General features: G+C 71.9%; 24 protein-coding genes. 12 read left to right on the top strand and 12 right to left on the bottom strand.

The window, feature by feature from the left end:
• Positions 1-29 precede the first annotated feature (29 nt).
• The gene (locus tag OIE75_RS19045) at positions 30-464 is read right to left on the bottom strand and encodes an ankyrin repeat domain-containing protein (RefSeq protein ID WP_329471556.1); all 435 of its coding nucleotides are present in this window, start codon (positions 462-464) and stop codon (positions 30-32) included.
• A 270-nt stretch (positions 465-734) separates the two neighbouring features.
• On the opposite strand from OIE75_RS19045, the gene OIE75_RS19050 reads away from it, so the two are divergent.
• From OIE75_RS19050 to OIE75_RS19075, 6 genes are all read left to right on the top strand, one after another.
• Positions 735-1,019: a hypothetical protein gene (locus OIE75_RS19050; RefSeq protein ID WP_329471557.1), complete on the top strand. Its 285-nt coding sequence runs from the start codon at positions 735-737 to the stop codon at positions 1,017-1,019.
• A gap of 121 nt (positions 1,020-1,140) precedes the next feature.
• The gene (locus OIE75_RS19055; RefSeq protein WP_163015852.1) at positions 1,141-1,434 is read left to right on the top strand and encodes a lactococcin 972 family bacteriocin; all 294 of its coding nucleotides are present in this window, start codon (positions 1,141-1,143) and stop codon (positions 1,432-1,434) included.
• A 53-nt stretch (positions 1,435-1,487) separates the two neighbouring features.
• A complete protein-coding gene (locus tag OIE75_RS19060) occupies positions 1,488-3,605 on the top strand; it encodes a bacteriocin-associated integral membrane family protein (protein WP_329471558.1) in 2,118 nt (705 codons plus the stop codon).
• Between the two features lie 43 nt (positions 3,606-3,648).
• Positions 3,649-4,329 carry an ABC transporter ATP-binding protein gene (locus OIE75_RS19065; protein ID WP_307013793.1) on the top strand — a complete coding sequence of 227 codons (681 nt, stop codon included), beginning with the start codon at positions 3,649-3,651 and terminating at the stop codon, positions 4,327-4,329.
• On the top strand, positions 4,326-5,801 hold the full coding sequence (locus OIE75_RS19070) for a glycosyltransferase family 39 protein (protein WP_329471559.1): 1,476 nt from the start codon (positions 4,326-4,328) through the stop codon (positions 5,799-5,801). Before OIE75_RS19065 ends, OIE75_RS19070 begins: the two co-directional genes overlap by 4 nt.
• An 81-nt stretch (positions 5,802-5,882) precedes the next feature.
• Positions 5,883-6,953 carry an AI-2E family transporter gene (locus tag OIE75_RS19075; protein ID WP_307013795.1) on the top strand — a complete coding sequence of 357 codons (1,071 nt, stop codon included), beginning with the start codon at positions 5,883-5,885 and terminating at the stop codon, positions 6,951-6,953.
• Here OIE75_RS19075 and OIE75_RS19080 read toward each other — a convergent pair.
• Complete coding sequence (locus tag OIE75_RS19080; protein ID WP_307013796.1) at positions 6,899-9,049, bottom strand: SpoIIE family protein phosphatase; 2,151 nt, start codon at positions 9,047-9,049, stop codon at positions 6,899-6,901. The genes OIE75_RS19075 and OIE75_RS19080 overlap by 55 nt on opposite strands.
• A gap of 161 nt (positions 9,050-9,210) precedes the next feature.
• On the opposite strand from OIE75_RS19080, the gene aspS reads away from it, so the two are divergent.
• On the top strand, positions 9,211-10,974 hold the full coding sequence (gene aspS / locus OIE75_RS19085) for an aspartate--tRNA ligase (RefSeq protein WP_329471560.1): 1,764 nt from the start codon (positions 9,211-9,213) through the stop codon (positions 10,972-10,974).
• A 64-nt stretch (positions 10,975-11,038) separates the two neighbouring features.
• Here aspS and OIE75_RS19090 read toward each other — a convergent pair whose 3' ends face one another.
• Both OIE75_RS19090 and OIE75_RS19095 read right to left on the bottom strand, forming a co-directional pair.
• Positions 11,039-11,644 carry a Uma2 family endonuclease gene (locus OIE75_RS19090; protein WP_307013798.1) on the bottom strand — a complete coding sequence of 202 codons (606 nt, stop codon included), beginning with the start codon at positions 11,642-11,644 and terminating at the stop codon, positions 11,039-11,041.
• 47 nt (positions 11,645-11,691) lie between these two features.
• Positions 11,692-12,573, bottom strand: coding sequence for a helix-turn-helix domain-containing protein (locus OIE75_RS19095; RefSeq protein ID WP_307013799.1), 882 nt, complete (start codon positions 12,571-12,573; stop codon positions 11,692-11,694).
• Positions 12,574-12,959: 386 nt separating this feature from the next.
• Between OIE75_RS19095 and OIE75_RS19100 the strand changes: the two genes are divergently transcribed.
• Together OIE75_RS19100 and OIE75_RS19105 are read left to right on the top strand one after the other, a co-directional pair.
• Positions 12,960-13,835: a helix-turn-helix domain-containing protein gene (locus tag OIE75_RS19100; protein WP_329471561.1), complete on the top strand. Its 876-nt coding sequence runs from the start codon at positions 12,960-12,962 to the stop codon at positions 13,833-13,835.
• Positions 13,832-14,044 (top strand): DUF397 domain-containing protein, encoded by a 213-nt coding sequence (locus OIE75_RS19105; RefSeq protein WP_329471562.1) that lies wholly within the window; start codon positions 13,832-13,834, stop codon positions 14,042-14,044. Before OIE75_RS19100 ends, OIE75_RS19105 begins: the two co-directional genes overlap by 4 nt.
• Positions 14,045-14,053: 9 nt before the next feature.
• On the opposite strand, the gene OIE75_RS19110 is transcribed toward OIE75_RS19105, so the two are convergent.
• The 3 genes from OIE75_RS19110 to OIE75_RS19120 all read right to left on the bottom strand — a co-directional run bounded on the left by OIE75_RS19110 (position 14,054) and on the right by OIE75_RS19120 (position 17,591).
• Complete coding sequence (locus OIE75_RS19110; RefSeq protein ID WP_064728890.1) at positions 14,054-14,419, bottom strand: PH domain-containing protein; 366 nt, start codon at positions 14,417-14,419, stop codon at positions 14,054-14,056.
• Positions 14,420-14,521: 102 nt separating this feature from the next.
• Entirely contained in the window at positions 14,522-16,138 is a 1,617-nt protein-coding gene (gene metG, locus OIE75_RS19115) for a methionine--tRNA ligase (protein ID WP_307013802.1), read from the bottom strand.
• A 109-nt stretch (positions 16,139-16,247) separates the two neighbouring features.
• The gene (locus OIE75_RS19120) at positions 16,248-17,591 is read right to left on the bottom strand and encodes a VWA domain-containing protein (RefSeq protein WP_329471563.1); all 1,344 of its coding nucleotides are present in this window, start codon (positions 17,589-17,591) and stop codon (positions 16,248-16,250) included.
• A 265-nt stretch (positions 17,592-17,856) separates the two neighbouring features.
• Here OIE75_RS19120 and OIE75_RS19125 point away from each other — a divergent pair, with 265 nt between their 5' ends.
• Positions 17,857-19,935, top strand: coding sequence for a PhoX family protein (locus OIE75_RS19125; protein WP_329471564.1), 2,079 nt, complete (start codon positions 17,857-17,859; stop codon positions 19,933-19,935).
• Positions 19,936-19,966: 31 nt separating this feature from the next.
• On the opposite strand, the gene OIE75_RS19130 is transcribed toward OIE75_RS19125, so the two are convergent.
• The 4 genes from OIE75_RS19130 to OIE75_RS19145 form a co-directional block, all read right to left on the bottom strand.
• A complete protein-coding gene (locus tag OIE75_RS19130; RefSeq protein WP_329471565.1) occupies positions 19,967-20,980 on the bottom strand; it encodes an endonuclease/exonuclease/phosphatase family protein in 1,014 nt (337 codons plus the stop codon).
• An 83-nt stretch (positions 20,981-21,063) separates the two neighbouring features.
• Complete coding sequence (locus OIE75_RS19135) at positions 21,064-21,417, bottom strand: ADP-ribosylation/crystallin J1 (protein ID WP_329471566.1); 354 nt, start codon at positions 21,415-21,417, stop codon at positions 21,064-21,066.
• A gap of 45 nt (positions 21,418-21,462) precedes the next feature.
• The gene (locus OIE75_RS19140) at positions 21,463-22,377 is read right to left on the bottom strand and encodes a hypothetical protein (RefSeq protein WP_329471567.1); all 915 of its coding nucleotides are present in this window, start codon (positions 22,375-22,377) and stop codon (positions 21,463-21,465) included.
• Positions 22,378-22,434: 57 nt separating this feature from the next.
• Complete coding sequence (locus OIE75_RS19145; protein WP_307013807.1) at positions 22,435-22,860, bottom strand: hypothetical protein; 426 nt, start codon at positions 22,858-22,860, stop codon at positions 22,435-22,437.
• Between the two features lie 116 nt (positions 22,861-22,976).
• On the opposite strand from OIE75_RS19145, the gene OIE75_RS19150 reads away from it, so the two are divergent.
• Positions 22,977-24,167, top strand: a complete 1,191-nt coding sequence (locus OIE75_RS19150; protein ID WP_329471568.1) for a PP2C family protein-serine/threonine phosphatase — start codon at positions 22,977-22,979, stop codon at positions 24,165-24,167.
• Between the two features lie 64 nt (positions 24,168-24,231).
• On the top strand, positions 24,232-25,329 hold the full coding sequence (locus OIE75_RS19155; protein WP_307013809.1) for a hypothetical protein: 1,098 nt from the start codon (positions 24,232-24,234) through the stop codon (positions 25,327-25,329).
• Positions 25,330-25,891: 562 nt separating this feature from the next.
• Here OIE75_RS19155 and OIE75_RS19160 read toward each other — a convergent pair.
• A complete protein-coding gene (locus OIE75_RS19160; RefSeq protein ID WP_329471569.1) occupies positions 25,892-26,068 on the bottom strand; it encodes a hypothetical protein in 177 nt (58 codons plus the stop codon).
• Positions 26,069-26,181 lie beyond the last annotated feature (113 nt).

Genomic DNA, 26,181 nt, shown 5'->3' on the forward strand with positions numbered 1-26,181 from the left:
CGCCGACGGCGCCCGGCCGGGGGCGGTTGCTACACGGTTTTAGTGCGGGGCGCCGCCCCCGCCGCGATCAGGAGCGCGGCGGTCTCCGGGTGGGGGCCGTCGTTCGCCCAGTCCAGGGGGGAGCGGCCGGCTCCGTGGTCCTCCCGGAGCCCCGGATCGGCGCCGTGCGCCAACAGTTCCCGCACGGTTTCCGCGTGCCCCCAGCACGCCGCCGCGCACAACGGGGTGCCCTCCGCGCCGACTCCGCTGCTCTCGGTGTCGGGAGAGGCGCCCGCCTCCAGCAGCAGCCGCACGATCTCGGTCCTGCCGCTCACCGCCGCCTCGTACAGGGGGAGCGTGCCCTCGCCGTCGCCCCGCTCGGGGTCGGCACCGGCCCGCAGCACCGTCCGCACACGAGCGGCGTCCCCCAGCAGTATCGCTTCGAAGAGGTGGCGGGAAAGTTTCTTCTGCTGCCGCTGCTTCATGGGTGTGGAGGTTAGCGGAGACGAAGTGGCGCGAGCCATCCGGAGCGGGTGTCCTGCGCGTTCCATCAATGTGCAGTGATCATGGTCACTCCGTATTGACTGGATAAACTCCGTCCCCGCCGCGTAACTTCTGGCACGTCCACTCACCCGGCCGACCACCGGGGACGAGTGGCTTTCACGGGGGCGAGAGCAAGACTCACATCCCGCATTGGCCTTCGGGCCAAGGCGGGATTCGGTGTGCCCCCACACATTCAAGGGGGATCAACACTCGTGCGCAAAATGCTTGTCATCGGCCCACTCCTCACCACTGCCATGGCGGTCGTGATTCCACTGAGCGTCGCCGCTCCCGCCGAAGCGGCGCGGGGCTGGACGGCGCACTTCCAGTGCACCAAGAAGCGCATTTCGGATGACACCGCCCATGGGTTCGTGCAGGGGCACGGCACCGGAAAGACGGCGTCGGACGCCAAGAAGGCGGCCAAGAAGAACGCCAACGACCAGATGCCCCGCGGCTATCGCGCCAATCACTGCACCCAGAAGTCGGTCAAGCAGCTCTGACCCGAGGCCGGCCGGTCTCTTCTTCCGCCCGTCAGGGCACACCCATCCCTCCGGGCACACCCATGCCCGTCAAGGCACACCTATGCCCGTTTCAGCAGGCAAGAACGAAAGTGAGTGACACATGCGTATGAAGAACGGACTCAAGGCCGCAGCCGCCGCCGGTGCCATCGTCATGGCCGTCGCCACCCCCGCGCTGGCCAAGTCGGTCGACGTCAGTGGCGGCCGGTGGAGCTACGACGTGGGCGCGAACTACGCCTACTCGAACTTCTACCACAGCGTCAATTACCACGCTTCCTCCGTTCACGGAAGGAGCTGGGCGTACAGCGGCTGCACCGCCAACAAGAAGTGGTCCAAGGCCTCGGTGGAGAAGTCGAGCATCCACCCCAACAGTGCCCATTACGACGCGTCCTGCTGACATTCCGCCGTACGCCACCGCTCACTGATCGAATACCCGGACCCAGGTGACCGATGCTGCACCGAGGTATCAAATACGTCCATGCCGCCGTGCTGGCCACCTCCGCGATGATGGCCTTTCTCTTCGTGCGGGGGCTGGACGAGCAACTGGTACTGGGAAATTCGGCCCAGGTCTGGGTGTTCGAGTCCGACGATTCCGTGAGCGGTGCCCGGGTGGGCCGCGAGATCGCCGAGTTCTCGGAAGAACACGAGGTCTCGGTGGCTCGTGAGGCCCCCGACATCCGGAATCCCGACGGAATTCGGCACCTTTATCTGACGTCGGGCGCCCCGCGTTCCGACGCCGCTTCGTGGCTGCGTGACGCGTACCCGGGCTTCAGCGCCCACGTCGAGACGCGAGTGCATCCCCTCGCCGAGATCGGGCAGCGGGATCCGCGAGGCTTCTACTACGTGTTCGGACCGTCCGAGGCCGCTGACGCGTTGGTGGCCGAGTTCAGCGGGCTCGGACTGCGCGCGAGCGTGCAGCACCCGCTCTCGGCCGGTGAACTGGCCCTGTTCTTCTCGGGCGACGACCTCTTCTGGACCTTCTGGGTCGTGGCTCTCGCCGCGGCGGCGACGACCGGCGCGAGCGTACTGCTGAGTGCCAAGGCGTACGGGGTGCTGCGCCTCCAGGGCAATTCCCTCCGGGACGTCCTCGCGCGTGACCTCCGGCAACTGGCGGGGTTCTGGGCGGCCGCCGTCTGCGCGGTGGCGGCCGTGACACTCGCCTTCCTCGGCTACTACAACGGTCTCGCCTGGCTGGGGCTGTTCGCGTCGGTGGCCGTCGCCCTGGCCGGACCGCTGGTTCTCCTGGTCCTGGCCACCCACGCGGCCGCCCTCGTCCTGATCTCCAAGGTGGCGCTGCCACGCGCCCTCAAGGGCGAACTGCCGGGGCGGGCGGCGCTCGTCGCCACCTACCTGGTGCGTGTCCCGGCGCTGCTCCTCGCTCTCGCCGTCGCCATGGACGTGGCCCTGGCCGGGCAGCACGTCATGGCGCGGCAGGACACCCGGAGCGCCTACGCCCGGGCGGGCGACGCCGTCGCCATCCGCCTCAACGGCAGCCTGGTGGGTGAGCAGAGGAAGGTCATCGCCCAGGTCGGCGGGTGGCTGCGCCGGTCCGACACCGCGGGCGAGATCGTCGTCGCCGGGCGCCGGGACCTCCGGGACGCCTCCTCCGAAGTCCGTCTCCCACCGGGCGAGATGCTCGTCGTCAACGAGACCTTCCTCGCCCGGCAGCCGGTCCTCGACCCGGCCGGACGCCGGTACTCGGCACGGCCCCCGGACGGGAGGGGCCCGGACGCCCACGGCGTGCGGCTCATCGTCCCCGACTCCCTCGCCGGCCACACCGCGGACATCCGCGCCGGGCTCCCCGACATGTTCGGGCGGCTCGCACCCGAGGTCCGGCGCGGGCTCGAGGTGACGTCGCTGCGGGCGAAGGACGGTCAGCGCCTGTTCGGCTACAACTCCGGCGCTCTGAGCCCCAACACGGCCCACCGCCCGGACGACGACCGGTCCCTGGTGCGCGACCCGGTTCTCGTCGTGGTGCCCAACGGCTCCCGGATCCTCTCCGACGACACCTACACCGCGTTCGCCAGTCAGGAAGGCATCGTCTTCCCCGACCCGGAGGACGCCCTGGGCGCGATCACGGCGGACCCGAACGGACTGGGGACCTACGTCACCTCCGTGCGTCCGGTCGGACAGAGCGCCGCGCTGAAACTGCGGGACGCGGTGCACGAATTCAGGCTGCAGCTCTTCAATCTCGCCGCGGCGGTGGCCGTCCTGGTCATCACCGGCGTCGGTGTCTGCATGATCCACGCGCGCCGACGTGCCCAGACCGTTTTCGCCCGGCACGTCAGCGGCTGGCGATTCACGGCGAACCACCGGCTCGTCCTCGCCTCGGAGGGGGTTCTGGCCGTGTTCCTCGCCTGCTGGGTTCCCGTCCAGGCCTGGCGGCAGAACCAGGAACTGGCGGAGTTCACCGACCGCGGCATCCCCGCTCCGTTCCCGGCGGTCGAGACGACCACGTCGGACCTCGCCGCCATCGCCGGTCTCGTCGCCGTCCAGGTGTGCGCCGTGCTCATCGCACTCGGCGTCTTCCACCGCCGCGTCGTCAAGGAGGGGGCGGCCGACTCATGAGCCTCTCGCGGACGAGAACCCCCCACCCGGCAGGAGCACCTTTGTGATCGAGATCGTGAAACTGGCGAAGACCTTCGGCAGCCGCACCCTGTGGTCCGACGTCACCGTCGACATCGACCGCGGCCGCATGCTGGCCCTCGCCGGCCCCAGCGGATCGGGCAAGTCGACCCTCCTCAACTGCCTCGGCCTCCTCGACCGGCCGACCGCGGGCGGAATACTCCACGACGGCGTCGACATCACCCGCTTCGGCAGGCAGGAGGCCCGGCGCTTCCGCCGCGACGTCCTCGGCTACCTCTTCCAGAACTACGCCCTGATCGACAACGCCACCGTCGCCGACAACCTGGAGGTCGCGCGCACGAAGCGGCGGGGCCGGCGGGCCCACACCGGCGTCGGTGTCGCGGGCGCCCTGGACCGCGTCGGCCTGGCGGGCCGGGAGCAGGAGAAGGTCCACCGGCTCAGCGGCGGGGAACAGCAGCGGGTGGCGCTCGCCCGGCTCATCGTCAAGGAACCCTCCCTGGTGCTGGCCGACGAGCCGACCGGCGCCCTCGACCACGCCAACGCCGACGTCGTCATCGACGTTCTCCGCGAAATGAGCGACGCGGGATGCGCCGTGGTCATCGCCACGCACGACGACCGTGTCCGTGACCGGTGCGACTCCGTCTTCGCCGTCCACGAGAACGCGCACCACCACCTTCGGGGTGCTGAACGGTCCGCTGCGTCATGAATCCCCTGAAAGCCGCCGCCGTCGCCTTCCTCCGACGGCGCCCGCCGCTCTGGTCGATCCCGGTCGTGTGGACCCTCGCCCTCGGGCTGTGGGGACTCTCCCGGCAGGACAGCGTGTGGCGGGACGAGGCCGCGACCTGGCAGGTGGCCCTCCGGTCGGCCGCCGACATAGGGCACATGCTGGGCCGGGTCGACGTCGTGCACGGTCTCTACTACCTGCTGATGCACGGCCTCTTCACGTGCTTCGGGCCCGGCACGACGACCCTGCGGCTGCCCTCCGTGCTGGCCATGGCGGTGGCGGCCGCCTGTGTGACGGTCATCGGGCACCGGCTGGCCGGAGTCCGGGCGGGCCTGGTCGGCGGGCTGGCGCTGGGGCTGGTCCCGGCCGTGCAGTTCTATCTGCAGGAGGGCCGCCCGTACGCGCTGATCACGGCCGGAGCGGGCCTCTCGACGCTGCTGCTGGTGACCCTGCTCCAGGGCCGCGGCCGGACACCGCACTGGGCGGCCTACGCCGCCGCGCTCCTGGTGTGCGGGCTGCTGAACTGGCTGTCGCTGCTGATCCTGCCCGCGCACGCGGCGACGCTGGTGTGGGCGCGGGCGACGCAGGCCGTCCTCAGACGCTGGGCGGCGGCCTCGGCGGTCGCCGTGGCCGGTGTTCTGCCGTTGATCCTCTTCAGCCGGCGGCAGTCCGGCCAGGTCTCCTGGATACCGCCGCTGACCTGGCACATGATGATCGGCCCCGCCGTCCTGCTGGCGATCGGCGCTCTCTGCGCCCTGCTGAGCCGGCAGAGGGCGGGACGGCTGTCGGTGGCGGCCGTCGGACTGCCGCTGCTGGCGGTGCCGCAACTCGCCCTGGCCGCGCTCTCCCTGGTCCGTCCCCTGTTCCTGGACCGCTACGTCCTGTTCAGCATGCTCGGTCTGGCCCTGCTGATCGGGGCGGGTCTGAGCGTCGCCACCGCGGCCCTCGGGTCGCGGTTCCCCAGAGCGTCGTCGTGGCTCGTGCCGGTGGTGGTCACCGCCGCCGTGGTCGCGCTGCTGCCGCAGGCGCTGGCCAAGCGGTCCCCGGCCAGCCGGGTCGACGACGTCCTCGCGGCGGCGGCGGACGTACGCAGGGTGAAGCGGCCCGGCGACGCGGTGGTCTTCATACCGGCGGCCCGCCGCGACACCGCGCTGGTCTCCCCCGACGCCTTCGCGGGACTGCGGGACGTCGCGCTGCGAAAGACGCCCGTGGAGTCCCGGACGTTGAAGGGCGAGGAGGCCGACCCGGCCGGCATACGGTCCGCGATGCTCGCGCAGCGGCGCATCCTGTTGATCACCGACGCGCCCGGCGTGGCCCGCCCGCTCTCGGCGGAGCGGGACAAGGCGAAGACCGCGGTGCTGGAGGAGTACTTCACCGTGGCGGGGGACGAGCAGGTCCGCGGACGGCGTCTGACCGTGTACGAGCGGCTTCGGCCGGCGGGCGCCGCGGTCTGAGAGCGGCCGGTCCTGACGCCGTGTCACCCGGGCGGGCCGTCCGCGCAGGACACCCCGCCCGGGGCGTGATCGGCTGGGGACGTGCAGCTGCTTCCCGGCCCGGTCCGTCGGCTCGCCGCCTGGTGCGCCGTCATCCTGCTCGCCAGCGGTGTCGCCTACGTCGCGATCCGGCTCTGCGTCGAGCTGCGCACCGCGGTGACGCCGGCGCTGCTCGCGCTGCTCGGCACCGCGCTGCTCAGACCGCTGCACCGACGGCTGGTCAAGGCGCACGTGCAGCGCTCGCTGGCGGCCGGGCTGACCTGCGTCGCCGTCGTCGCCGTGGTCGGCGGCGCCATGTACATCGTGGTGTCCGCGCTCATCGAGACCGGCGACCAGATCGTCGCCTCCGTCCGGGACGCGGCCCGGGGCATCGCCGACCACTTCGGGGCGGCCGGGACCTCGCTGGACGACCTGGCGTCCAACGCACGTGACCTGCTGGGCAAGTTCGGCGGGACGGCCGCCTCCGGTGTGGTCACCGGGCTCAGCGTCGTCGGCGAGATGCTGGCCATGGCCGTACTCGCCCTGCTGCTGGTCTTCTTCTTCCTGCGCGACTCCGACCGGGCCGTCGGCACCGTGCGCGCCCTCGCCCCGCCCGGCGCCGCCGACACCGTCGAGGCGATGGGCCGGCGCGCCTTCGGGGCCGTCGAGGGTTTCATGCGCGGCACCACCCTCATCGCCCTCATCGACGCGCTCTGCATCACCGTCGGGCTGCTGATCCTGCGCGTCCCCGGCGCGGTGGGGCTCGGCGCGCTGGTCTTCGTCGGCGCCTACATCCCGTATCTGGGGGCGTTCATCTCCGGCACCGTCGCCGTGCTGGTCGCCCTGGCGGACCGGGGGTTCGTCATCGCGCTCTGGGCCCTCGGGGTGGTCCTGGCCGTGCAGGTCCTCGAAGGGCACGTCCTCCAGCCGATGATCCAGAGCCGGACCGTCCAGATGCACCCGGCGGTCGTGCTGCTCGCGCTGACCGCGGGGGCGTCGGTGGCCGGCATCCTCGGGCTGCTCCTCGCCGTACCGCTGACCGCGGCGGCGTTCGGAATCGTCCACGAGCTGCAGAAGCGCTACGCCGCCGCCGAGCCGTCGGCGGGACCGTCCTCCGGGTCCGCGGACTCGTAGACCTCGTACCAGATGCTCTTGCCCTTGCCGCGCGGGGCGACGCCCCAGGCGTCGGCGAGCAGCTCGATCAGCATCAGGCCGCGGCCCGAGGAGGCCATCTCCCCCGGCCGCCGCTTGTGCGGCAGGTCGTCGCCGTTGTCGGTGACCTCCACCCGGATCCGCCGTTCGCCGGGCTCGCCGGCCACTTCGGCGACCAGCAGGGCGTCGGTGTCGGTGTGCACCAGGACGTTGGTCAGCATCTCGGAGAGCAGGAGCACCGCGGCGTCCCGCTGGTCGTCGTCGGGCCAGTCGTGCAGCAGGTCGCGCAGGTGCTGCCGGGCGGTGGCGATCCGGGCGGGCTCGGCCTGCGCGACCGAGAGCATGGTGCGGCGCACCGTCGGCCGGGCCACGGTGCTGTCGCCGCAGCCGCAGCCCTCGCCCTGCCGGCACAGCAGCAGCAGGGCGATGTCGTCCTCCCGCCGGTCGGCCAGCGGACCGGTGGTGTGGTGCGAGGAGGGGCCGTGCACGGCCTGGACCAGGGCGTCGGCGAGGTCCTCCAGGCCGCCCTCGTGGTCCTCCAGGACCACCCGGAGGCGGTGCCAGCCGGTCTGCAGGTCGTGGCCGCCGGTCTCCACCAGGCCGTCCGTGCACAGCATCAGGGTGTCCCCCGGCTCCAGGGCGAGCCGGGTGGTCGGGTAGTCGGTGTCCGGGTCGATGCCGAGGGGGAGCCCGCCCGCCGTGGCAAGGATCAGCGCCGTCCCGTCCGCCATGCGCACGACCGGGTCCAGATGCCCGGCGCGGGCGCTCTCCACGGTGCCGGTCGCGGGGTCGACCTCGGCGTAGTAGCAGGTCGCGAAGCGCAGGTCGCCGGGGTCCTGGTCGGACTGGGTCAGGCCGTGGAAGAAGTGCGAGGCGCGGGAGAGCACCGCGTCCGGGCGGTGGCCCTCGGAGGCGTAGGCGCGCAGCGCGATGCGCAGCTGGCCCATCAGCGCGGCCGCCCGTACGTCGTGTCCCTGGACGTCGCCGATGACGATGGCGAAGCGCTCGCCGGGCAGCGGGATCATGTCGTACCAGTCGCCGCCGACCTGGAGTCCGCCGCCGGTGGGGACGTAGCGGGCGGCGATGTCCATGCCGGGGATCTCCGGGCCCAGCACGGGCAGCATGGCGCGCTGGACCCCGTCGGTCAGCTCCCGCTGGGTCTCGGCGGCGCCCGCCCGGGACAGGGCCTGCGCCAGCATCCGCGCCACGGTGGTCAGCACGGACCGCTCGTCCGGGGTGAACGTGACCGGGTACGCGAAGGCCGCCAGCCAGGCGCCCATGGTGCGGCCGGCCACGGTCAGCGGCAGGTAGGCCCAGGAGCGGCGGCCGAGGCGCTCGGCGAGCGGCCAGGTCATGGGGTAGCGGGACCGGTACTGCTGGGGGGAGGAGAGGTAGACGGCGCGGCCGGTGCGGGCCACCTCGGCGGCCGGGTAGTCGGTGTCCAGGGACATGTCCACGAACGGGTTGACCTCGTTCTCGGGCTGCCCGTGGTGGCCGATGACGGTGAGGCGGTCGCCGGAGACCCCGAAGACCGCGAGGCCGTCCGGCGAGAACCCCGGCATCGACAGGGCCGCGGCGACCCGCAGCACCTCCTCCGTGGAGCGCGCCTCGGCCAGGGCCCTTCCCGCGTCCAGCAGGAAGGCCTCGCGCGAGCGGCGCCAGTCGCCGGTGACCGCGCTGCGCCCGGCGGGGGTGCCCGGGGTGGGCTCGGTGACCTCCTGGAGGGTGCCGGTCAGCTCGTACGCCTTGCGCAGGGGGTCGAAGGAGGGCTTGGAGCGGCTGCGGACCACGCGGACGACATGGCCCCGCTCGTCCATGATCCGGATCCGGACCTCGGCGAGGGTGCCCTCCGCGACGGCGAGCTGGACCACGCCGGTGATCTCGTTCCAGTCGACCGGATGCAGCCGGGCCCGTACCTGTGCCTCGGTGAGGCACGCCCGTTCCGGGGGCAGCCCCAGCAGGCGGGCGGCCTCCGCGTCCACCGTGACCTCACCCGTGGCGGTGTCCCAGTGCCACAGACCGGTCGCCAGGGCGGCCAGGACGTCCCCCACGTCGGGCAGGGGCTCACCAGTGCGCATGGGCCCACTGTAAGAAGAGGTGTTCGCAGGCTGCCACCGCTCGCGGCGGGGCCCCGGCGGTCAAAGGGGAGGAGGGCAGCCTTGGGTGCCCGGTACGCTGGGGTTGTTTCACGTGAAACGCGAAACACCATCCCCGATCCGCGAAGGCTGGATGAACGACGATGCATCGGTACAGGTCCCACACCTGCGGCGAGCTCCGCTCCTCTGACGTCGGTACCGACGTCCGGCTGAGTGGCTGGCTGCACAATCGGCGCGACCTGGGCGGCATCCTCTTCATCGATCTGCGCGATCACCACGGCATCACGCAGCTCGTCGCCCGTCCGGGCACCGAGGCGTACGAAGCCCTGGACAAGCTGACCAAGGAATCGACCGTTCGGGTCGACGGCAAGGTCGTCTCCCGCGGTGCCGACAACATCAACCCCGACCTGCCCACCGGCGAGGTCGAGGTCGAGGTGGGCGAGGTCGAGCTGCTCGGCGCCGCGCAGCCGCTGCCCTTCACGATCAACACCGAGGACGGGGTCAACGAGGAGCGGCGGCTGGAGTACCGCTTCCTCGACCTGCGGCGCGAGCGCATGCACCGCAACATCATGCTGCGCACGTCGGTCATCTCCTCGATCCGCAGCAAGATGGTGGCCCTCGGCTTCAACGAGATGGCGACGCCGATCCTCACCGCGACCTCCCCCGAGGGCGCCCGCGACTTCGTCGTCCCGTCCCGCCTCCACGCGGGCCGGTTCTACGCCCTGCCCCAGGCGCCGCAGCAGTTCAAGCAGCTGCTGATGATCTCCGGCTTCGACCGGTACTTCCAGATCGCGCCCTGCTTCCGTGACGAGGACGCCCGCGCGGACCGCTCGCCGGGCGAGTTCTACCAGCTCGACGTCGAGATGAGCTTCGTCGAGCAGGAGGACGTCTTCCGTCCGATCGAGCAGCTGATGACGGAGCTGTTCGAGGAGTTCGGCAACGGCCGGCACGTGACCTCGCCGTTCCCGCGCATCCCGTTCCGCGAGGCGATGCTGAAGTACGGCTCCGACAAGCCGGACCTGCGGGCCCAGCTGGAGCTGGTCGACATCACCGATGTCTTCGAGGGCTCGGAGTTCAAGGCCTTCGCCGGCAAGCACGTCCGCGCACTGCCGGTGCCGGACGTCTCCGGCCAGCCGCGCAAGTTCTTCGACCAGCTCGGCGACTACGCGGTGGAGCAGGGCGCCAAGGGCCTGGCCTGGGTCCGCGTCGCCGAGGACGGCTCGCTGACCGGCCCGATCGCCAAGTTCCTCACCGAGGCGAACGTCGCCGAGCTGACCAAGCGCCTCTCGCTGGCCGCCGGGCACGCGGTGTTCTTCGGCGCTGGCGAGTTCGACGAGGTCTCCAAGATCATGGGCGCGGTGCGGGTCGAGGCCGCCAAGCGCGCCGGGCACTTCGAGGAGAACGTCTTCCGGTTCTGCTGGATCGTCGACTTCCCGATGTACGAGAAGGACGAGGAGACGGGGAAGATCGACTTCTCCCACAACCCCTTCTCGATGCCGCAGGGCGGCATGGACGCGCTGGAGAACCAGGACCCGCTGGACATCCTGGCCTGGCAGTACGACATCGTCTGCAACGGCGTGGAGCTGTCCTCGGGCGCGATCCGGAACCACGAGCCGGAGATCATGCTCAAGGCCTTCGGGATCGCGGGCTACGACGCGGAGACCGTCGAGCGCGAGTTCGCCGGCATGCTGCGCGCCTTCCGCTTCGGCGCCCCGCCGCACGGCGGCATCGCCCCGGGCGTCGACCGCATCGTGATGCTGCTGGCCGACGAGCCCAACATCCGCGAGACCATCGCCTTCCCGCTCAACGGCAACGCCCAGGACCTGATGATGGGCGCGCCGACGGAGCTGGACGAGTCCCGGCTGAGGGAGCTGCACCTTTCGGTGCGCAAGCCGCAGCCGAAGTAGGCGGCGACAGTCTTACCGGCGAAGGGCCCGGAACCGTGTGCCGGTTCCGGGCCCTTCGCTGTCGTCACGCCTGATCCTCGTCGCGGTAGACCGGCAGGTCGTGGGTCGAGATGGCCCACTCGGCGATGGTGACGTCCTCGCCGTAGACGAAATCCTTGCGGGTGGCGTAGCGGGGGCCGCCGGGAGTGGCGTGGATGTCGCTGAGCACGGCGCCGGTCGCGGTGCGGGGGTCGAAGATCGCGTAGACCGGGATGCCGATCAGAGGGTAGTCGCGCAGCTTGGTGACCCAGTCGTTGTCCGGATTGGAGCGGGAGACGATCTCGACGGCGGCGATGATCGTACGCGGGTCGAACGGCCCCTCTCCTTCCATGTCCGCCTCGGCGATGACCATGATGTCGGGGCGGCGCAGGATCCCCTCCGGCTCCATCTCGACGTCGGGCTCGCCGGTGTGCGCCACGATCTCCTCGGGCATGACCTTCTCCAGGCGTTTGCGGAGCCGGAGCGCGGTGAGCTCGTGTGGCCGCACGGGCGACATCATGTCGAGGACGATTCCTTCTTTGGTGATCTCGAACTTGCCGGGGAGCGTGCCGTCCGTGGACTCCACGAAGTCGCGCATGACCCTGTACAGGTGGGATGCACCCTGCCGTGCGTCGTCCGGGGCGATGGTCATGGCGCTCGCTCCTCGTCGTCTGTGCCCAGGGGCAAGGATCGTCGCTCTCATGCTAGGCGGCCTCCGGGGGGCACCTCGGATCGGCAGTCGCGGCACCTGCCCGGTTCGGGCGCCCGGAAGGCGCGGTCGCAGGCGTCGCAGGTCTGGAGTGGGTGGCGGGGCTCGTGGGCCGGTGAGGCCGGTGGCCTGAACGGCGGTGGGGGCGGCAACCGGGCGGTCAGGCGGTGGGCGAGGAGGGCGGCCGGGCGGATCAGGTCGTCGTCCGGCAGGTTCGCGGTCAGGGCGTGGCGTACGGCGGTCGGGGTGACCTCGCGTTCGAGCCAGGCGGCGACGCCCGGGGCCAGGTGTTCGGCGTCCGTGGCGGACAGCAGGAGGCGGGGGTCGCGGCGGCGCAGGCCGGTGAGGACTTCGGCCGCCGCCTGGAGGAGGGCGGGAGCGGTGCACGAGGGCTGCGGGACGGCGGGGAGGCGCTTGCGTGGCGTGGCCTCGTCGGGGTCCGTGCGTCGCCGGGCGGGCCTGCGCGGTGCCGTGTCCCGCGTGGCGCTGCGGTGGCCGGGCCTGTTGCAGGAGACGGTGCGGGTGACGATGCGGCCGGTGGCCGTGCGCTCCCTGCTGCGGATCAGGTAGCCGTGGGCTTCGAGTTCGTTCAGCGCGGCGGCGATGCGCGTGGGGCCTTCGGGGAAGCGGGCGGCAAGGGTCTTGATGTCGACGGCGGTGCCCGGCCGCACGGACTGGATGTAGCAGGCCAGTCCGATGGCGAGCCCCGACAGCTCCGGGTGCTGCACCAGGTCGTTGCCGACCACCGTGAAGTTCTCGGTGTGGCGGACGTGGTCGTGGGTGACGCCGGCGAACGGCTTTTCGGCGGGGTGATTTTTGCGCGGGATACGGGACTGGGCGCGCAGGGGGGCACTAGGGTTTTCGGTATCCATCGAGAAGCCTTGATCTTCTTCGGTGGTCAGGCCCTCGCATTGGGATGCCAGTCCCGGCGGGGGCCGTCGCATGTCCGGGGTGTCTGCGGTGTGCTGCTGTCGCTGAGAGTGGAGCAGGCAACCGGTGGCATATCCAGCCCAGTTGGGCATATTCACTCGCGGGGGTGACCTGGCCCGACGGGAGGGAGGGGTGGGGCTTGGTGGGGTTCTTTCTCTCCAGTGAGTAGTTCATAGGGGTCGCAGGTGGGACCGGAGCTTGAGGCGTCAGGTTTCGGTGGATGCGGGAGTGGGCCGGGTGGGATCTGTCCGGGCGTGTCCAGGCTTGTCGGGGCGTCGTTCACGGGTAGGGCGTGGCTGGTACGGGGCAGTACGACGGAGGGGCGCGCATGTCGGTGGACGGCGAGGTTCGGCAGCTCAGGACCGAGGCTGACGAGCCGGGGTGGGAGGTCGACCCGGACGACGAGTGGGGCGTGGCGGTGATCGCCACGGTGGGGCGGCAGTTGAAGCTGCGGCGCGAGGCCGTGGGGATGCGGGCAGGCGACTTCGGCCGGGCCGTGGGGTACGGCGAGGATCTCGTCTACAAGATCGAGGGCGGGAAGCGGATCCCCAGGCCGGAGTACCTGGAGCGGGCGGACGAGGTGCTCGGGGCGGGCGGGCTGCTCGCGGCGATGCGGGAGGACGTGGCCAAGGTCCGCTATCCCAAGAAGGTGCGGGATCTGGCGCAGATGGAGGCGCGGGCGGTCGAGATCGGGGTGTACGAGAACAGCAACGTCGCGGGTCTGTTGCAGACCCCGGAATACGCCAGGGCGCTGCTTGGGTCGTGGCAGCCCGCCTACACCCCGGAGGATCTGGAGCGCCTGGTCGCCGCCCGCGTCGCTCGGCAGGCCGTCTACGAGAGGTCTCCCGCACCCGCGCTGAGCTTCGTCCTGGAAGAGGGGACGCTTCGGCGGAAGGTCGGAGGCACAATGGTCCGGCGACAGCAATTCGAACGCCTGCTGGAGGTGGGGAGGTTGAGCAGTGTCACGCTCCAGGTGATGCCGATGGACAGTGCGGCGCACCCCGGCATGAGCGGCAGGATCGAGTTGCTGAAGTTCGAGGACGGCACCGCTGTGGGGCGCTCCGAGGGGGCGTTCAACGGCCGCCCCGTCACTGACCTGCGACAGCTCCGGATCCTTGAGCTGCGGTATGGCACCATCCGGGCGCAGGCTCTCCCACCAGGGGAGTCGTTGGCCTTCATCGATCAACTGCTGGGAGAAACATGATCCGCAAGGCCCCCGCCGGTGATGCCGCTGAACTGGCGTGGTTCAAGAGCAGTTACAGCAGTGGTCCTGACGGGGATTCCTGCGTCGAGATCGCCCTAGCCCCCCGCACCACCCACGTCCGCGACTCCAAGTACCGCGACGCCGGTCCGCGCCTCGCGCTCGACGCGGACGCGTGGGCGGACTTCGTGGCGTACGCGTCCGGGGGCTGACCTCTTCGGCTACCGGGCCACGAACTGGGTCAGGATGGCCTGGACCTCGTAGATGTCGACGCCCTTGGTGAAGGTCTTCTGGATGGGGACCTGGGAGCCGGAGAGCCAGATCTTCAGTTCCGCGTCGAGGTCGAAGGTGCCGGCCGTCTCGACCGCGAAGTGCGTGATGCTGCGGTACGGGACCGAGTGGTACTCCGTCTTCTTGCCGGTGATGCCCTGCTTGTCGATCAGGATCAGGCGCCGGTCGGTGAACAGGATGGTGTCGCGGATCAGCAGGTACGCGGCGTACACCTGCTCACCCTGGCCGAGCAGGCGCGCGTACTCCTGCTGCGCCTGGGCCGGGTCGATGCTGTGGGCGTTGCCGAACAGTGCCATGGACTGGTCCCCCCTCGTGTACTCGCAGTGCACCGATCTTCGCAAAGCGAGGGGCCCGGGAGAAGGTCTGATCCTCCCGGGCCCCAGGCTGTAGCGAGCGCGTTACGCGGTCGGCTTCTCCTCGAGACGGGGGAAGAGCACCGCGCCCTTGGTGACCGTCGCGCCGGCGGGCAGGCGGCCCCAGTCCGCGGCGTCCTGGACCTTCTGGTCCGCGAGGGTGCCCAGGAGGGCTTCGGCGCCGAGGGAGTCCCAGAGCTTCTGCGAGGTGTCCGGCATGATCGGGTTCAGCAGGACGGCCACCGCGCGGAGCGACTCCGCGGCCGTGTAGAGGATCGTCGCCAGGCGGGCCCTGCCCTCCGGCGAATCGTCCTTCGCGACCTTCCAGGGCTCCTGCTCCGTGATGTAGCCGTTGACCTGCTTCACGAAGTCGAAGACCGCCAGGATGCCGCCCTGGAAGTCCAGCTCCTCGCCGATCTTGCGGTCCGCCTCCGTGACCGCCTTGGTCAGGCCGTCGTGGATGGCCCTCTCGGCGTCCCCGTCGGCCGTCGCGGCCGGCAGTTCGCCGCCGAAGTACTTGCCGATCATGGCCGCTACGCGGGAGGCGAGGTTGCCGTAGTCGTTGGCCAGCTCGCTGGTGTAGCGGGCGGAGAAATCCTCCCAGGAGAACGAGCCGTCCTGGCCGAACGCGATCGCGCGCAGGAAGTACCAGCGGTACGCGTCCACGCCGAAGTGCGAGGTCAGGTCCTGCGGCTTGATGCCCGTCAGGTTGGACTTGCTCATCTTCTCGCCGCCGACCATCAGCCAGCCGTTCGCGGCGATCTTCCCGGGCAGCGGGAGGCCCTGGGCCATCAGCATCGCCGGCCAGATGATCGCGTGGAAGCGGAGGATGTCCTTGCCGACCAGGTGCACGTCGGCGGGGAAGGTGGCCTCGAACTTCTCCGGGTTCTCGTTGTAGCCGACCGCGGTGGCGTAGTTCAGCAGGGCGTCGACCCACACGTAGATGACGTGCTTGTCGTCCCAGGGGACCGGGACGCCCCAGTCGAAGGTCGAGCGGGAGATGGAGAGGTCCTGGAGGCCCTGGCGGACGAAGTTCACAACCTCGTTGCGCGCGGACTCGGGCTGGATGAAGCCCGGGTTGGCCTCGTAGTGGGCCAGGAGCTTCTCGCTGTACTCGCTCAGCTTGAAGAAGTAGTTCTCCTCGCTGAGGATCTCCACCGGCTTCTTGTGGATCGGGCAGAGCTTCTGGCCCGCGTACTCGCCCTCGCCGTCGAGCAGCTCGCCGGGGAGCTTGTACTCCTCGCAGCCGACGCAGTACGGGCCCTCGTAGCCGCCCTTGTAGATCTCGTCCTTGTCGTACAGGTCCTGCACGAACTCCTGGACGCGGTCGGTGTGCCGCTTCTGCGTGGTGCGGATGAAGTCGTCGTTCGCGATCTCCAGGTGCTCCCACAGGGGCTTCCAGGCCTCGGTGACGAGCTTGTCGGCCCAGGCCTGCGGGGTGACCCCGTTCGCCTCGGCCGTGCGCATGATCTTCTGACCGTGCTCGTCCGTGCCGGTGAGGTACCACACCTTCTCGCCGCGCTGGCGGTGCCAGCGGGTGAGCACGTCGCCTGCGACGGTCGTATAGGCGTGGCCCAGGTGAGGAGCGTCGTTGACGTAGTAAATGGGGGTCGAGACGTAGAACGCCTTCGACCCCTGCTTCTCGTTTCCAGTGGCCGCCATGGGCGAAATCCTACTGGTCCGTCGTAGATCGACTCACACGCGTTTCGGGGGGTGGACGGGGGTGTGTTCGTTGTACTCCCGTCCACCCCTCCGGCGGGTGGGGCAGCGGCTACGGGCGCCAGTCGGCCAGTACGCCCTCGTACAGCTCCTCGTCGGTCAGCTCCTTGGGAGTCTCGCCGGCGAGGAAGTGGGACGTGTTGCCCGTCTTCAGCTTGCGGAGGTAGTCGAAGGCCTTGTTCTCCGGGTCGCCGAAGGCGACGAAGGAGAAGTGGACGTTCGGGTGGTTCTTGGCGGCGTCCGTGAGGGCCTGGGTGGCCGGGGTCTTGGCGTCCGGGGCGCCGTCGGTCTGGAAGACCACCAGGGCGGGGGTGCCGGGGGCTTCCTTCTCGTGGTGGGCGAGGACGGCCTCGACGGCGGCGTGGTAGCTGGTGCGGCCCATACGGCCGAGCGCTGCGTGCAGCTCGTCGATCTTGTTCTCGTGGTCGGTGAGGGTGAGGTCGCCGGTGCCGTCCAGCTCCGTGGAGAAGAACGTGACGTGGACCGTGGCCTCGGGGTCGAGGTGGGCGGCGAGGGCGAGGGTCTGCTCGGCGAGGGCCTGGGCGGAGCCGTCCTTGAAGTACGGGCGCATGGAGGCGGAGCGGTCCAGGACGAGGTGGACCTTGGCGCGGGTGCCGGTGAGGTTGTGGGTCTTGAGGGTGGTGGCGGCGGCCTTGTAGGCGGTGGTGAGGGCGGGGGCGCGGGTGCGGAGGCGGGCGGCTGTCGTCGCCGGCTTCGGGGTCTCCTCGGCGGGGGCCTCCGGCTCGGGGCGCGTGGTCTCCTCGGCGGGGGCCTCCGGCTCGGGGCGCGTGGTCTCCTCGGCGGGGGCCTCCGGCTCGGGGCGCGTGGTCTCCTCGGCTTCGCCTTCGGAGTCCTCGTTCCCACCCGCACCACCCGTGCTGCTTTCGTTGTCGGGTGCGGGTGGCCCCTGTGGGGCGTCCTCGCCGTCGGCGGCTGCGGCGGTCGAGGGCTCGGGCTTCGCCTCCGCCTCCGGCTCGGGCTTCGGCTCCGCCTGCGGTTCGGGCTCCGGCTCCGGGGTCGCCTCTGCCTTCGGGGCGGGCTCCGGCTCCGGGGTCGCCTCTGCCTTCGGGGCGGGCTTCGCCTCCGGCTCCGGGGTTGCCTTCGCCTTCGGGGCGGGCTCCGGCTCCGGCTCCGGGGTCGGCGTCGGGACGTTGACGTTGGTGAAGGCTGCCCTCACGAGGTCGTGTTCGTCAGGGGTGGATTCCGAGCGGGGCTCGGGGACCTGGGTGGACTCCGGCTGGACCGGGGTCTTCGGGGGTGCGGTGGGCTGGGACGGGAGCTTCGGCTCCGGCGCGGTGACCGGCGGTGCCGTCTCCTGCGTCGCACCCTCCGCAGGGGCGGTCTGTTCCTTGCGTGACCGGCCGAACGCGTTCCGCAGGAGAGTGAGAATGCCCATGTGCGCAACCCTTCGGGTGAGTTGATGCCCGTCAATCCCTGGCCAGGACGGACACGTAAGGTTAGCGGTCCCGACTTGTGATCTTGTGCAGGGTCTGCCACGAAAGCACGGGCGCGTCAAGGTGGGATCGAGACGGCGCGGCAATTCCCCGCCGGCTGCCACGGGTTCACCCGCCGTTCACCGCGGCGCCCGGCTCCCGCACGTATGTGCACCTACGGTCGCGCTGACACCAAGGGCATCCAAGGGCTTCTCAGGGGAGAACACTGTGCGCAAGCTGCTGCCGTTGATCGGGACGCCGTCCGGTTCGCACCCGGGCGGCCGGTCCGCCATGACCTGTCGTTTCCGGTGTGGTGACGCCTGCTTCCACGAGGTGCCCAACACCAGCTCCAACGAGTACGTCGGTGACGTGATCGCCGGTGCGCTCAGCCGCCGTTCCATGATGCGTGCCGCGGCCGTCGTCACGGTCGCCGCGGCGGGTGCCGGGGCCGTGGGCGTGGCCGGGGCGCCGTCGGCGCAGGCCGCGCCGGCGGCCGGCCGGGGGCACGGGCACCACCCGAAACCGCAGGGTGCGCGCGGGCTGCGGTTCACGCCCGTCGCACCCAACACGGACGACACCGTCACCGTTCCGGAGGGTTACCGGCAGGACGTCGTGATCCGTTGGGGTGAACCCATTCTGCGCGGGGCGCCCGCCTTCGACCCGGAGAAGCAGACCGCCAAGGCCCAGGCCGGTCAGTTCGGGTACAACAACGACTTCCTGGCGCTGCTGCCGCTGCACGGCGAGCGCGACCGGCAGGTCCTCGTCGCCAACCACGAGTACACCGACGAGATCCTCATGTTCCGGGGCTACGACCCCGAGAACCCGACGCGCGAGCAGGTCGAGATCGCCTGGGCCGCGCACGGGCTGTCCGTCGTCGCCGTGGAGGAAGAGCGCAGGAGCGGGCGGCTGACGCCCGTCTCGCGGCACCGGCTCAACCGGCGGGTCACCGCCACCACCGAGTTCCGGCTGACCGGGCCCGCCGCCGGGTCCGACCTGGTGAAGACCTCCGTCGACCGGTCCGGGCGCAAGGTGCTCGGCACCCTCAACAACTGCTCCGGCGGCACCACCCCGTGGGGCACGACGCTGCACGGCGAGGAGAACTTCAACCAGTACTTCGCCAACAGCAGCCGCGCGACGGACAAGCGGTACGGCATCGGCACCGGGGCCACCGAGCGCAAGTGGGAGCGGTTCGACAAGCGGTTCGACGTCGCCCAGGAGCCGAACGAGGTGCACCGCTTCGGGTACGTCGTCGAGCTGGACCCGTACGACCCCGAGTCCACGCCGCGCAAGCACACGCTCCTCGGCCGCTTCAAGCACGAGGCCGCCACCGTGCGGCTGACCTGGGACGGCCGCCCGGTCGTCTACACCGGCGACGACGAGCGGTTCGACTACTTCTACAAGTTCGTCGGCAGCAAGCGGATGCGGCACGGCAGCAGCCGCTCGGCGCGCGAGCACAACCTGTCGCTGCTCGACGAGGGCACCCTGTACGTCGCCAAGCTCAGCGGCGACTCCCCGGCGATCGAGATCGACGGGACGGGCAAGCTGCCGCGCGACGGCGAGTTCGACGGCAGCGGCCGCTGGATCCCGCTGGTCACCGCGACCGAGGACGGCGCCGTCTCGCACGTCGAGGGCATGAGCGCCGAGGAGGTGTGCGTCTTCACGCGGCTCGCCGGGGACAAGGTCGGCGCGACGAAGATGGACCGGCCCGAGGACATCGAGCCGTCGCCGGCGACCGGCAAGGTGTACGTCGCCCTCACCAACAACTCCAACCGCGGGGTCGGCTCCAACGCCAAGCCCGACGAGGCCAACCCGCGCAACGCCAACAAGCACGGGCACGTCCTGGAGCTGACCGAGCGCTGGAACCGGGCCGACGCCACCAGCTTCGCCTGGTCGCTGTTCCTGGTCGCGGGCGACCCGGAGGACCCGGCGACCTACTTCGCGGGCTTCCCGAAGGACCGCGTCAGCCCGATCTCCTGCCCGGACAACGTGGCCTTCGACGACCACGGCAACCTGTGGATCTCCACCGACGGCAACGCGCTCGGCACCCACGACGGCCTCTTCGGCGTCGCGACCAAGGGTGACCGGCGCGGCGAGCTGAAGCAGTTCCTGACCGTGCCGACCGGCGCGGAGACCTGCGGTCCGCTCATTCAGGACCGGCGTGTGCTGGTCGCCGTGCAGCACCCGGGCGAGGTGGACGGCGCCTCCGTGGAGGAGCCCGCCAGCACCTGGCCCGACGGGCCGGGGAAGATCGTGCGCCCGGCGGTCGTGGCGGTGTGGCGCGCGGACGGCGAGGACATCGGCGTCTGATCCCCGCCGTTCACGCCGTGCGGGGCCGGTGTCAGCCGGCCCCGTGCAGCGTGAGGTCGACGACCAGCGCGCGGTGGTCGGTGTCGGCCAGGTCCAGGAACCGGGCGCCGCGCGCGGCGAAGTCCTCCGACACGAGGACGTGGTCGATCTGCACGCCGAACGCCGGGGCGGTCCGGGCCGGCCAGCTGGCCGTACGGTCGGCCCCGGCCAGCCGGGCGGCGTCGCGCAGCCCCGTGTCGAGGATGCGGCGGAAGGCGGCGTGGTCCTGGGAGGCGTTGAAGTCCCCGGCCACGACGGCGGGCGTGGAGCGGTCCCCGGCGACCGCGTCCCGCAGCGCGTCCAGCTCGTCGCGCCACAGGCCCACCTGGTCCGGCAGCGGCGGCATGGGGTGGGCGAGCTGGAGCCGTACGGCGTGGCCGCGCACGTCGGCGACGGCGCCCGGCATGCCCATGGTGGCGGGGACGCCGGCGGTGGCCTCGAGCGGGTAGGTGCTCAGGATGACCGACCCCTCGGAGCCGCCGCCCTCGACCGCCTGTCGGTGGGGGTAGTCGGCGGCGAGGTCGCGGCGCAGTGCCGCGTCGCACGTGTATTCGCACTCCTGTACGAACACCAGGTCGGGCTTCTCCTCGCGGACGGCCGCGACGAGCGCGTCGGTGCCCTGGCCGAACTCGACGTTCGAGGTCATCACCCGCAGCTCGGCGAGGGGCGGTCCGGCGGGGTCGACGGACTTGCCGTACGGCTCGATGAACCAGGCCAGCAGGCCGAGCAGGGCGACGCCCCACACCGCGCCGGTCCACCACCGCGCGAGCAGCGTCAGCAGCAGTCCGGCGCCGGTCGGCAGGAGCAGCCAGGGCAGGAAGGCGAGCAGCTGCGGTACGGGGGTGACGCCGTCGGTGTCCGCGACGCGGCAGCCGACGACGACGCTCACCAGGGCGAAGAGCAGCGCCGCGCACCAGGCTCCGAAACGCCGTCCGGTGCGGCGGCCGGCCGGCCGGTCGGGGGAGTCGGTCCACTCACCGGTCGCCGTGTCGGTGTCCGTGTCCACGTACCGGCCCTTCGCTCGCGGATGCGATGCCCGAATCCTCCCTCAAAGACGGAAGCCGGGGGCCGGAAGTTGCGCGCCGGGCCCTACGCCGGTGCGTGGAACTCCCGCACGACCTGGATACGGCCGACGATGTGCCGGTTGAACTCCGGCAACTCCTCCGCCGGGACCCACAACTCCAGGATCGTCTCTCCGCCGGCCTGGCGCACGGGGTAGCGCTCCAGGAAGGCCGTGTCGACCTCGAAGCGGGTGACGTAGCCGGAGCCGGAGGCGTGGACGTTCCAGTCGCGGGCGATGCGGACCGCGTAGTCCTCGTTGAGGACGGGGTAGAAGATCGGCTGCTCGGGCAGGCGCGGTGGCCAGGCCGTCCAGCCGGCCGCCTCGACCAGGGCCAGCTCCTCGGGGCCCGTGGGGCGCCACAGGGTCGTCGTCTCGGGCATGAGCGGTGACGGTAGCCGACCGCGGGCGGGCGCCGCCAAGCGATTTCAGAGCCTCGTACGGGTCGGCGCGGGGGCCGTGGGATCCGCGGCGGGTGGTGTGGGGGGTCGGCGGCGGTGCAGGAGGGGGCGGAGGCGGCCGGTGAGCCAGGAGGTCAGGGCCACCGTGAGGCCGAGGGCGACGAGGAGCCAGGAGGCCGTGCGCAGGGTCTCGGTGAGGGCGTCGTACACGGCGCCCGCGGCGGGGCCGTCCACCGGGCCGGGGAGGTCGGCGACGGTGAGCCGGCGGCCGAGTACGACGGCGAGGGCGAGCAGCGCCCCGCCCAGGGCGGTGCCGATCCCGGCGGCCGTGAGCGCGTGGCGGCGGCAGGCGGCGACCGCGATGCCGGTGAGCGCGAAGACGACCGCCGCGAGCGGCAGCCAGAAGGCGGCGACGTCGAGCACGTGGTAGCCCTTCCTGAGCCGGTCCACCTCGTGGGCCGGGAGCACGGTGACCGCGGTGTGCCGGACCGGGATGCGCCGCGCGAACGACACGTGGTCCTCGGCCAGCCGCTCCCGTACGCGTGCGGTGACGGGCGCCAGGTCGACGGTGACCGGGCGGCCCCGTGCCCGGTTGTCCCGCAGGGCGCGCAGCACGGCGACGTGGACGGCGCGGTTGGCCGCGTCCCAGCCCACGCGGAAGGCTTCGGTCCGGGCGAAGGAACGGGCCGCGTCCCGCACGAAGAGCCGCACGGCGCCGTTGCCGGGGCCGGCCGCGACCTCGTCGGCCACTCCGGCACCCAGGGTGTCGGCGACCGTGTCCCGTACGTCCGGGTCGTCGGCGAGCGGCGCCATGGCCGCGACGTACCGCCCGGTGTCGGCCAGCCCGTACGTGACCCAGCCCGCCAGCGTGCCGCACGGTGCGAGCAGGCAGGCGAGCGAGATCAGTACGGCCGACAGGCCGCTCCGGAGTCGCGGGGCCACCGTCCCAGGCAAGCCCGTGCAGCCACCCGCGGCGACCGGGGTGACTGCATATGGCCCCTAGGTACGCGCCGTCCGCGCCTTCTCGGCGTCCTCGTGGGTGTAGTAGCGGTAGAACAGCGACGCCGCCACCGCCGCCGCCAGCAGCAGGGACACCAGGATGGACGTGAACATGGCCACGCCGCTGCCGGAGTACAGGAACCCCAGCGCGCTGCCCGCGAACGCGCCCCACAGCACCGCGTGCCCCTCCCGCGGCAGCCGCGCCGCCACCGCGCGGACCGCGACGAAGAGCACGAAGAACACGAGGACGCTCAGGAAGCCGACCAGCAGGTTCCAGCCGGTGACGGGCCCGCCGTGGCGGCGGACGGACGCGACCCAGTAGCCGTAGACCAGCGCGATGCCCAGCGGCATCGCCCATTTCGCCAGCAGGTGGGTCCGCGCGCCGAAGACGTCCGGCGGCGTGTGTGTCGGTGCCGCGTGAGCCATGGGAGCACTCCTCTCGCCTCGCCCCGACTTCCAGGGCACACCTGGGCGGGCCGGGCGGCAAGTCAGGATGCGGGGCGCCGGGGGGCGTGTTTGGCTTGCTGCTTGTGAGGGGTCGCGTGCGCAGGCCGGCGCGTGGCCGGTGGAAGTGGGGACGGCTGGTCCAGGCGGCCGGCCGCGGTGATGTCGTGTCCCGGCACGAACTGCTCAGCGTGCGCGGGCACAGCGTCGGCTGGCTGATCCCGGCGGCGCTGCTCGCCGGCATCGCCCTGGCCGACGTCACCACCGACGTGTTCCAGATCATCTCCTGGACCGTCCTCGTCCCCGGTGTCGCCGCCGCGATCTGCGGAGTGCGGGCCACGGCCGTGTTCTCGTTGCTGGCGGTGGTCGTCTACCTCCTCGCCGACCTGGTCTGGAAGCACCGGGAGGAGACCGGGCTGCCCGGCTTGATGCTCGTCGTCATCGGCGGCGCGATCGCGGTGGTGGTGGCCGCGGTCCGGGTCGGCGGCGAGCAGCGCATGCTGCACATGCGGGACATCGCGGAGACCACGCGCCGCACCGTGCTGCGCCCGCTCCCGACGGGATTCGGCGGCCTGGAGCACGCCGCCGTCTACCTCGCCGCGGACAGCGAGGCCCGCGTCGGCGGGGACTTCTACGACATCCAGCCCGGGCCGCACGGCACCCGCGTCCTCCTCGGTGACGTGCAGGGCAAGGGCCTGGGCGCGGTGGACGCGGCCGCCGCGCTGCTCGGCACCTTCCGGGACGCCGCGTACCACGAGCCGGACCTCGCCGTGGTCGCCCGGCATCTGGAGATCCGCATGCTGCGCCACCGGGCGCACACGGCGGCCCTCGGCCGATCCGACGGCGACCGGTTCGCCACGGCCGTGCTGGTGGGCTTCCGCCTCGACCTGCCCGACGCCGTGGAGATCGTCGTCTTCGGCCACGAGCCGCCCCTGGCGGTCAGCCCCGGCGGCGTACGCGCCCTTCCGGTCGCCAGCGGGCTGCCCCTGGGCATGAGCGATCTCATCTCCCGCCCCCTGATGTCGGTGAGCCGCGTGACGCTCGCCGACGACGAGGCGCTGCTGCTGGTCACCGACGGGGTCACCGAGGCCCGCGATCTCCACGGGCGGTTCTTCCCGCACGGTGAGGCCGTCACCCGCGCCGTCGCCGCCGACCCCGCGAACGCCGCGCCGCAGCGGCTGGTGAACCTGGTGCGGGACGGCACGCTGCGGCACTGCCGGGGGCGGCTGGCCGACGACACCACGGTCTTCGCGGTACGGCGGGTGGGGCGGCTCCCGAAGTGGCCCTGAGCGCCCCGCTTTGCAGCCGCAGCGGTTACGGTGCTGCCGTACGTGATCGACAGGGGGAGGGGACATGCCCGGAACCGTGCTGCTGCTCGCGGCGTCGCCGGTGGGCAGGGGATGCCTGGTGGACGCCGCCTCCGTGCTCCCCGTGCTCGCGGCCGTGCCGCCCGCCGTGCTGTCCGGCACCGACACGGCGAACGTCGTCGAACTCGCCGACCCGCTGGAGCCGCAGGCCGTGCTCACCCGGCTGCGCGCCGCGGCGGCCGCCCCGGGGCCGCTGACCGTCTACGTCGTCGGGCAGCTCCAGCTGGACCGGCGCCAGCGCCTGCCGCACCTGGCCCTGGCCCGCACCACCCCGGCCACCGTCCGCTACACGGCCCTGCCCTGGCACTGGATCCGCGAGGAGCTGCGGCTGCGGCCGAGCGGTGCGACGACGCTGCTGCTCGACCTGCACGCCGACCAGGAGACCTGGCAGTGGCTGCGGGCGAACGCACCGGATCCGCTGGACGCGCTGGACTGCGGGCGCAACAACGCCGTATACGGTCGCGTCGCGCCGCCGCCCGCGCGGCGCACGCTGGCCGCCCCCACGTACATGCGGGCCCTCGCCACGATCCTGCGCAGCGGGCACCGGCCGCCCCTCGACGCGTTGCACCAGCAGGCGCTGGCCCGCACGGCGGCCGAGGCGGCGGACAGCGGCGCGGCGGTCGGCGCGGACCTGGTGCTGACGGGGCCGGGGCCGGCCGCGGGCGACCCGCACGCCGTCATCGCCGCCGCCGTGCAGGCCGGCCGGCACCCGGACGCGGACGCCCTCGCCGCCCGGCACGAGGGGGCCGCCGCGCACGCGTACGGGCCGGCCTCCGAGGAGGCGCTGCACTGGACGGAGGTCCGGGCCGACCTGGCGATGTTCGCGGGCGACCCGGTGCGCAGCTGCCGGGCCTGGCTGACGGTGGCGGAGGCCCGCCTCGGCGCCGGCCAGCCCCCGCAGTCACCCGCCGTGGAGGCTGCCGTCGACCGGGCCCACCACCAGTGGGGCCGGGTGCGCGACACCGTGCCGGCCCGGGAACTGGGCGCGGCCCTCGCCGCGCTGCGCGGCCGCGTACCGGGGCGCCGCGAGGGCGCCCTGGACCACGTGCGGCGCGAGCTGAGCCGGTTGCAGACCCAGGGCTGAGCGGGGCGACACCTCCTCAGCGCGTCCGGCTTTGGCCCTGGTGCGGCGGCCCGTCTCCAGGATGCCGTTGATGATCTGGGTGTGCCGGCCCTTGAGCGCCGTGACGGGGATCTCGATCTTCTGGTGCACCTCGTGCTCGCTCTGGCGTTCCTTCACGCTGTCCTTCTCGTGCCAGCGCAGGTTCTGCCCGCCGGCCTCGATGTAGTCGATGTCCGGGACCGTCTGGAGCACGACGCGCTTGCCGGTGCTCGGATCGGGAAGCCCGATCCTTGTAAGCGATTCCGCGACGGCGTCGTTGCCCGCGCTCTCCTGGAGACCCGGCATCCGGGCGTCTCTCGGGTCCTGCGCGGGGCGGCGGAGCGCCTGCCGCTGGACGGTGGCAGCCTCCCGGTCGGTGTCTCGGTCGCGGTGTGCCCGCACGCCGGCTCCCGCCCTGACCCGGACCCCGTCCGGGCTTGACCCATCCGTCTATCGGCGCGCGGCCGCGGAGGGGAGCGGTGGACGGGCACGGTCCGTGGCTGCCGGGGCGGTGTGCGGCGCCCCTGGGGTTGCCGGACGTCCGTCAGCGGTTCACGGACGCCACGTCCGCCGGCTTCGGGGCGGTCTCCCCGGCGGGGGCCGGGGAGCCGGCCGTGGACGTCGGGCCGGCGTTCGCGGCCAGCAGGAGGCAGGCCACGGCGGCGAGGGCGGCGGCGACGGCTCTGGCGTAGCGTTCGGCGGTGCGGGTGGGTGCGGGCACGGCGTCCTCTGCGGGATCCGGGGATTGTGTCAAGCGCTGTTAAGCACGCTTAATACGCGGTTTAACCTAGAGCCGTCCGAGTCGAACGGCAAGAGCCTCAAGGGGAGTTGGCA

The sequence above is a fragment of the Streptomyces sp. NBC_01723 genome, from assembly GCF_036246005.1.
Classification (GTDB): Bacteria; Actinomycetota; Actinomycetes; order Streptomycetales; family Streptomycetaceae; genus Streptomyces.

Bases quoted from the DNA above. Each gene is read 5' to 3' on its own strand.
- OIE75_RS19045 (WP_329471556.1), bottom strand. From the start codon at position 464: ATGAAGCAGCGGCAGCAGAAGAAACTTTCCCGCCACCTCTTCGAAGCG.
- OIE75_RS19055 (WP_163015852.1), top strand. From the start codon at position 1,141: ATGCGTATGAAGAACGGACTCAAGGCCGCAGCCGCCGCCGGTGCCATC.
- OIE75_RS19060 (WP_329471558.1), top strand. From the start codon at position 1,488: ATGCTGCACCGAGGTATCAAATACGTCCATGCCGCCGTGCTGGCCACC.
- OIE75_RS19070 (WP_329471559.1), top strand. From the start codon at position 4,326: ATGAATCCCCTGAAAGCCGCCGCCGTCGCCTTCCTCCGACGGCGCCCG.
- OIE75_RS19080 (WP_307013796.1), bottom strand. From the start codon at position 9,049: ATGCGCACTGGTGAGCCCCTGCCCGACGTGGGGGACGTCCTGGCCGCC.
- aspS (WP_329471560.1), top strand. From the start codon at position 9,211: ATGCATCGGTACAGGTCCCACACCTGCGGCGAGCTCCGCTCCTCTGAC.
- OIE75_RS19090 (WP_307013798.1), bottom strand. From the start codon at position 11,644: ATGACCATCGCCCCGGACGACGCACGGCAGGGTGCATCCCACCTGTAC.
- OIE75_RS19095 (WP_307013799.1), bottom strand. From the start codon at position 12,573: ATGGATACCGAAAACCCTAGTGCCCCCCTGCGCGCCCAGTCCCGTATC.
- OIE75_RS19100 (WP_329471561.1), top strand. From the start codon at position 12,960: ATGTCGGTGGACGGCGAGGTTCGGCAGCTCAGGACCGAGGCTGACGAG.
- OIE75_RS19105 (WP_329471562.1), top strand. From the start codon at position 13,832: ATGATCCGCAAGGCCCCCGCCGGTGATGCCGCTGAACTGGCGTGGTTC.
- OIE75_RS19110 (WP_064728890.1), bottom strand. From the start codon at position 14,419: ATGGCACTGTTCGGCAACGCCCACAGCATCGACCCGGCCCAGGCGCAG.
- metG (WP_307013802.1), bottom strand. From the start codon at position 16,138: ATGGCGGCCACTGGAAACGAGAAGCAGGGGTCGAAGGCGTTCTACGTC.
- OIE75_RS19120 (WP_329471563.1), bottom strand. From the start codon at position 17,591: ATGGGCATTCTCACTCTCCTGCGGAACGCGTTCGGCCGGTCACGCAAG.
- OIE75_RS19135 (WP_329471566.1), bottom strand. From the start codon at position 21,417: ATGCCCGAGACGACGACCCTGTGGCGCCCCACGGGCCCCGAGGAGCTG.
- OIE75_RS19145 (WP_307013807.1), bottom strand. From the start codon at position 22,860: ATGGCTCACGCGGCACCGACACACACGCCGCCGGACGTCTTCGGCGCG.
- OIE75_RS19155 (WP_307013809.1), top strand. From the start codon at position 24,232: ATGCCCGGAACCGTGCTGCTGCTCGCGGCGTCGCCGGTGGGCAGGGGA.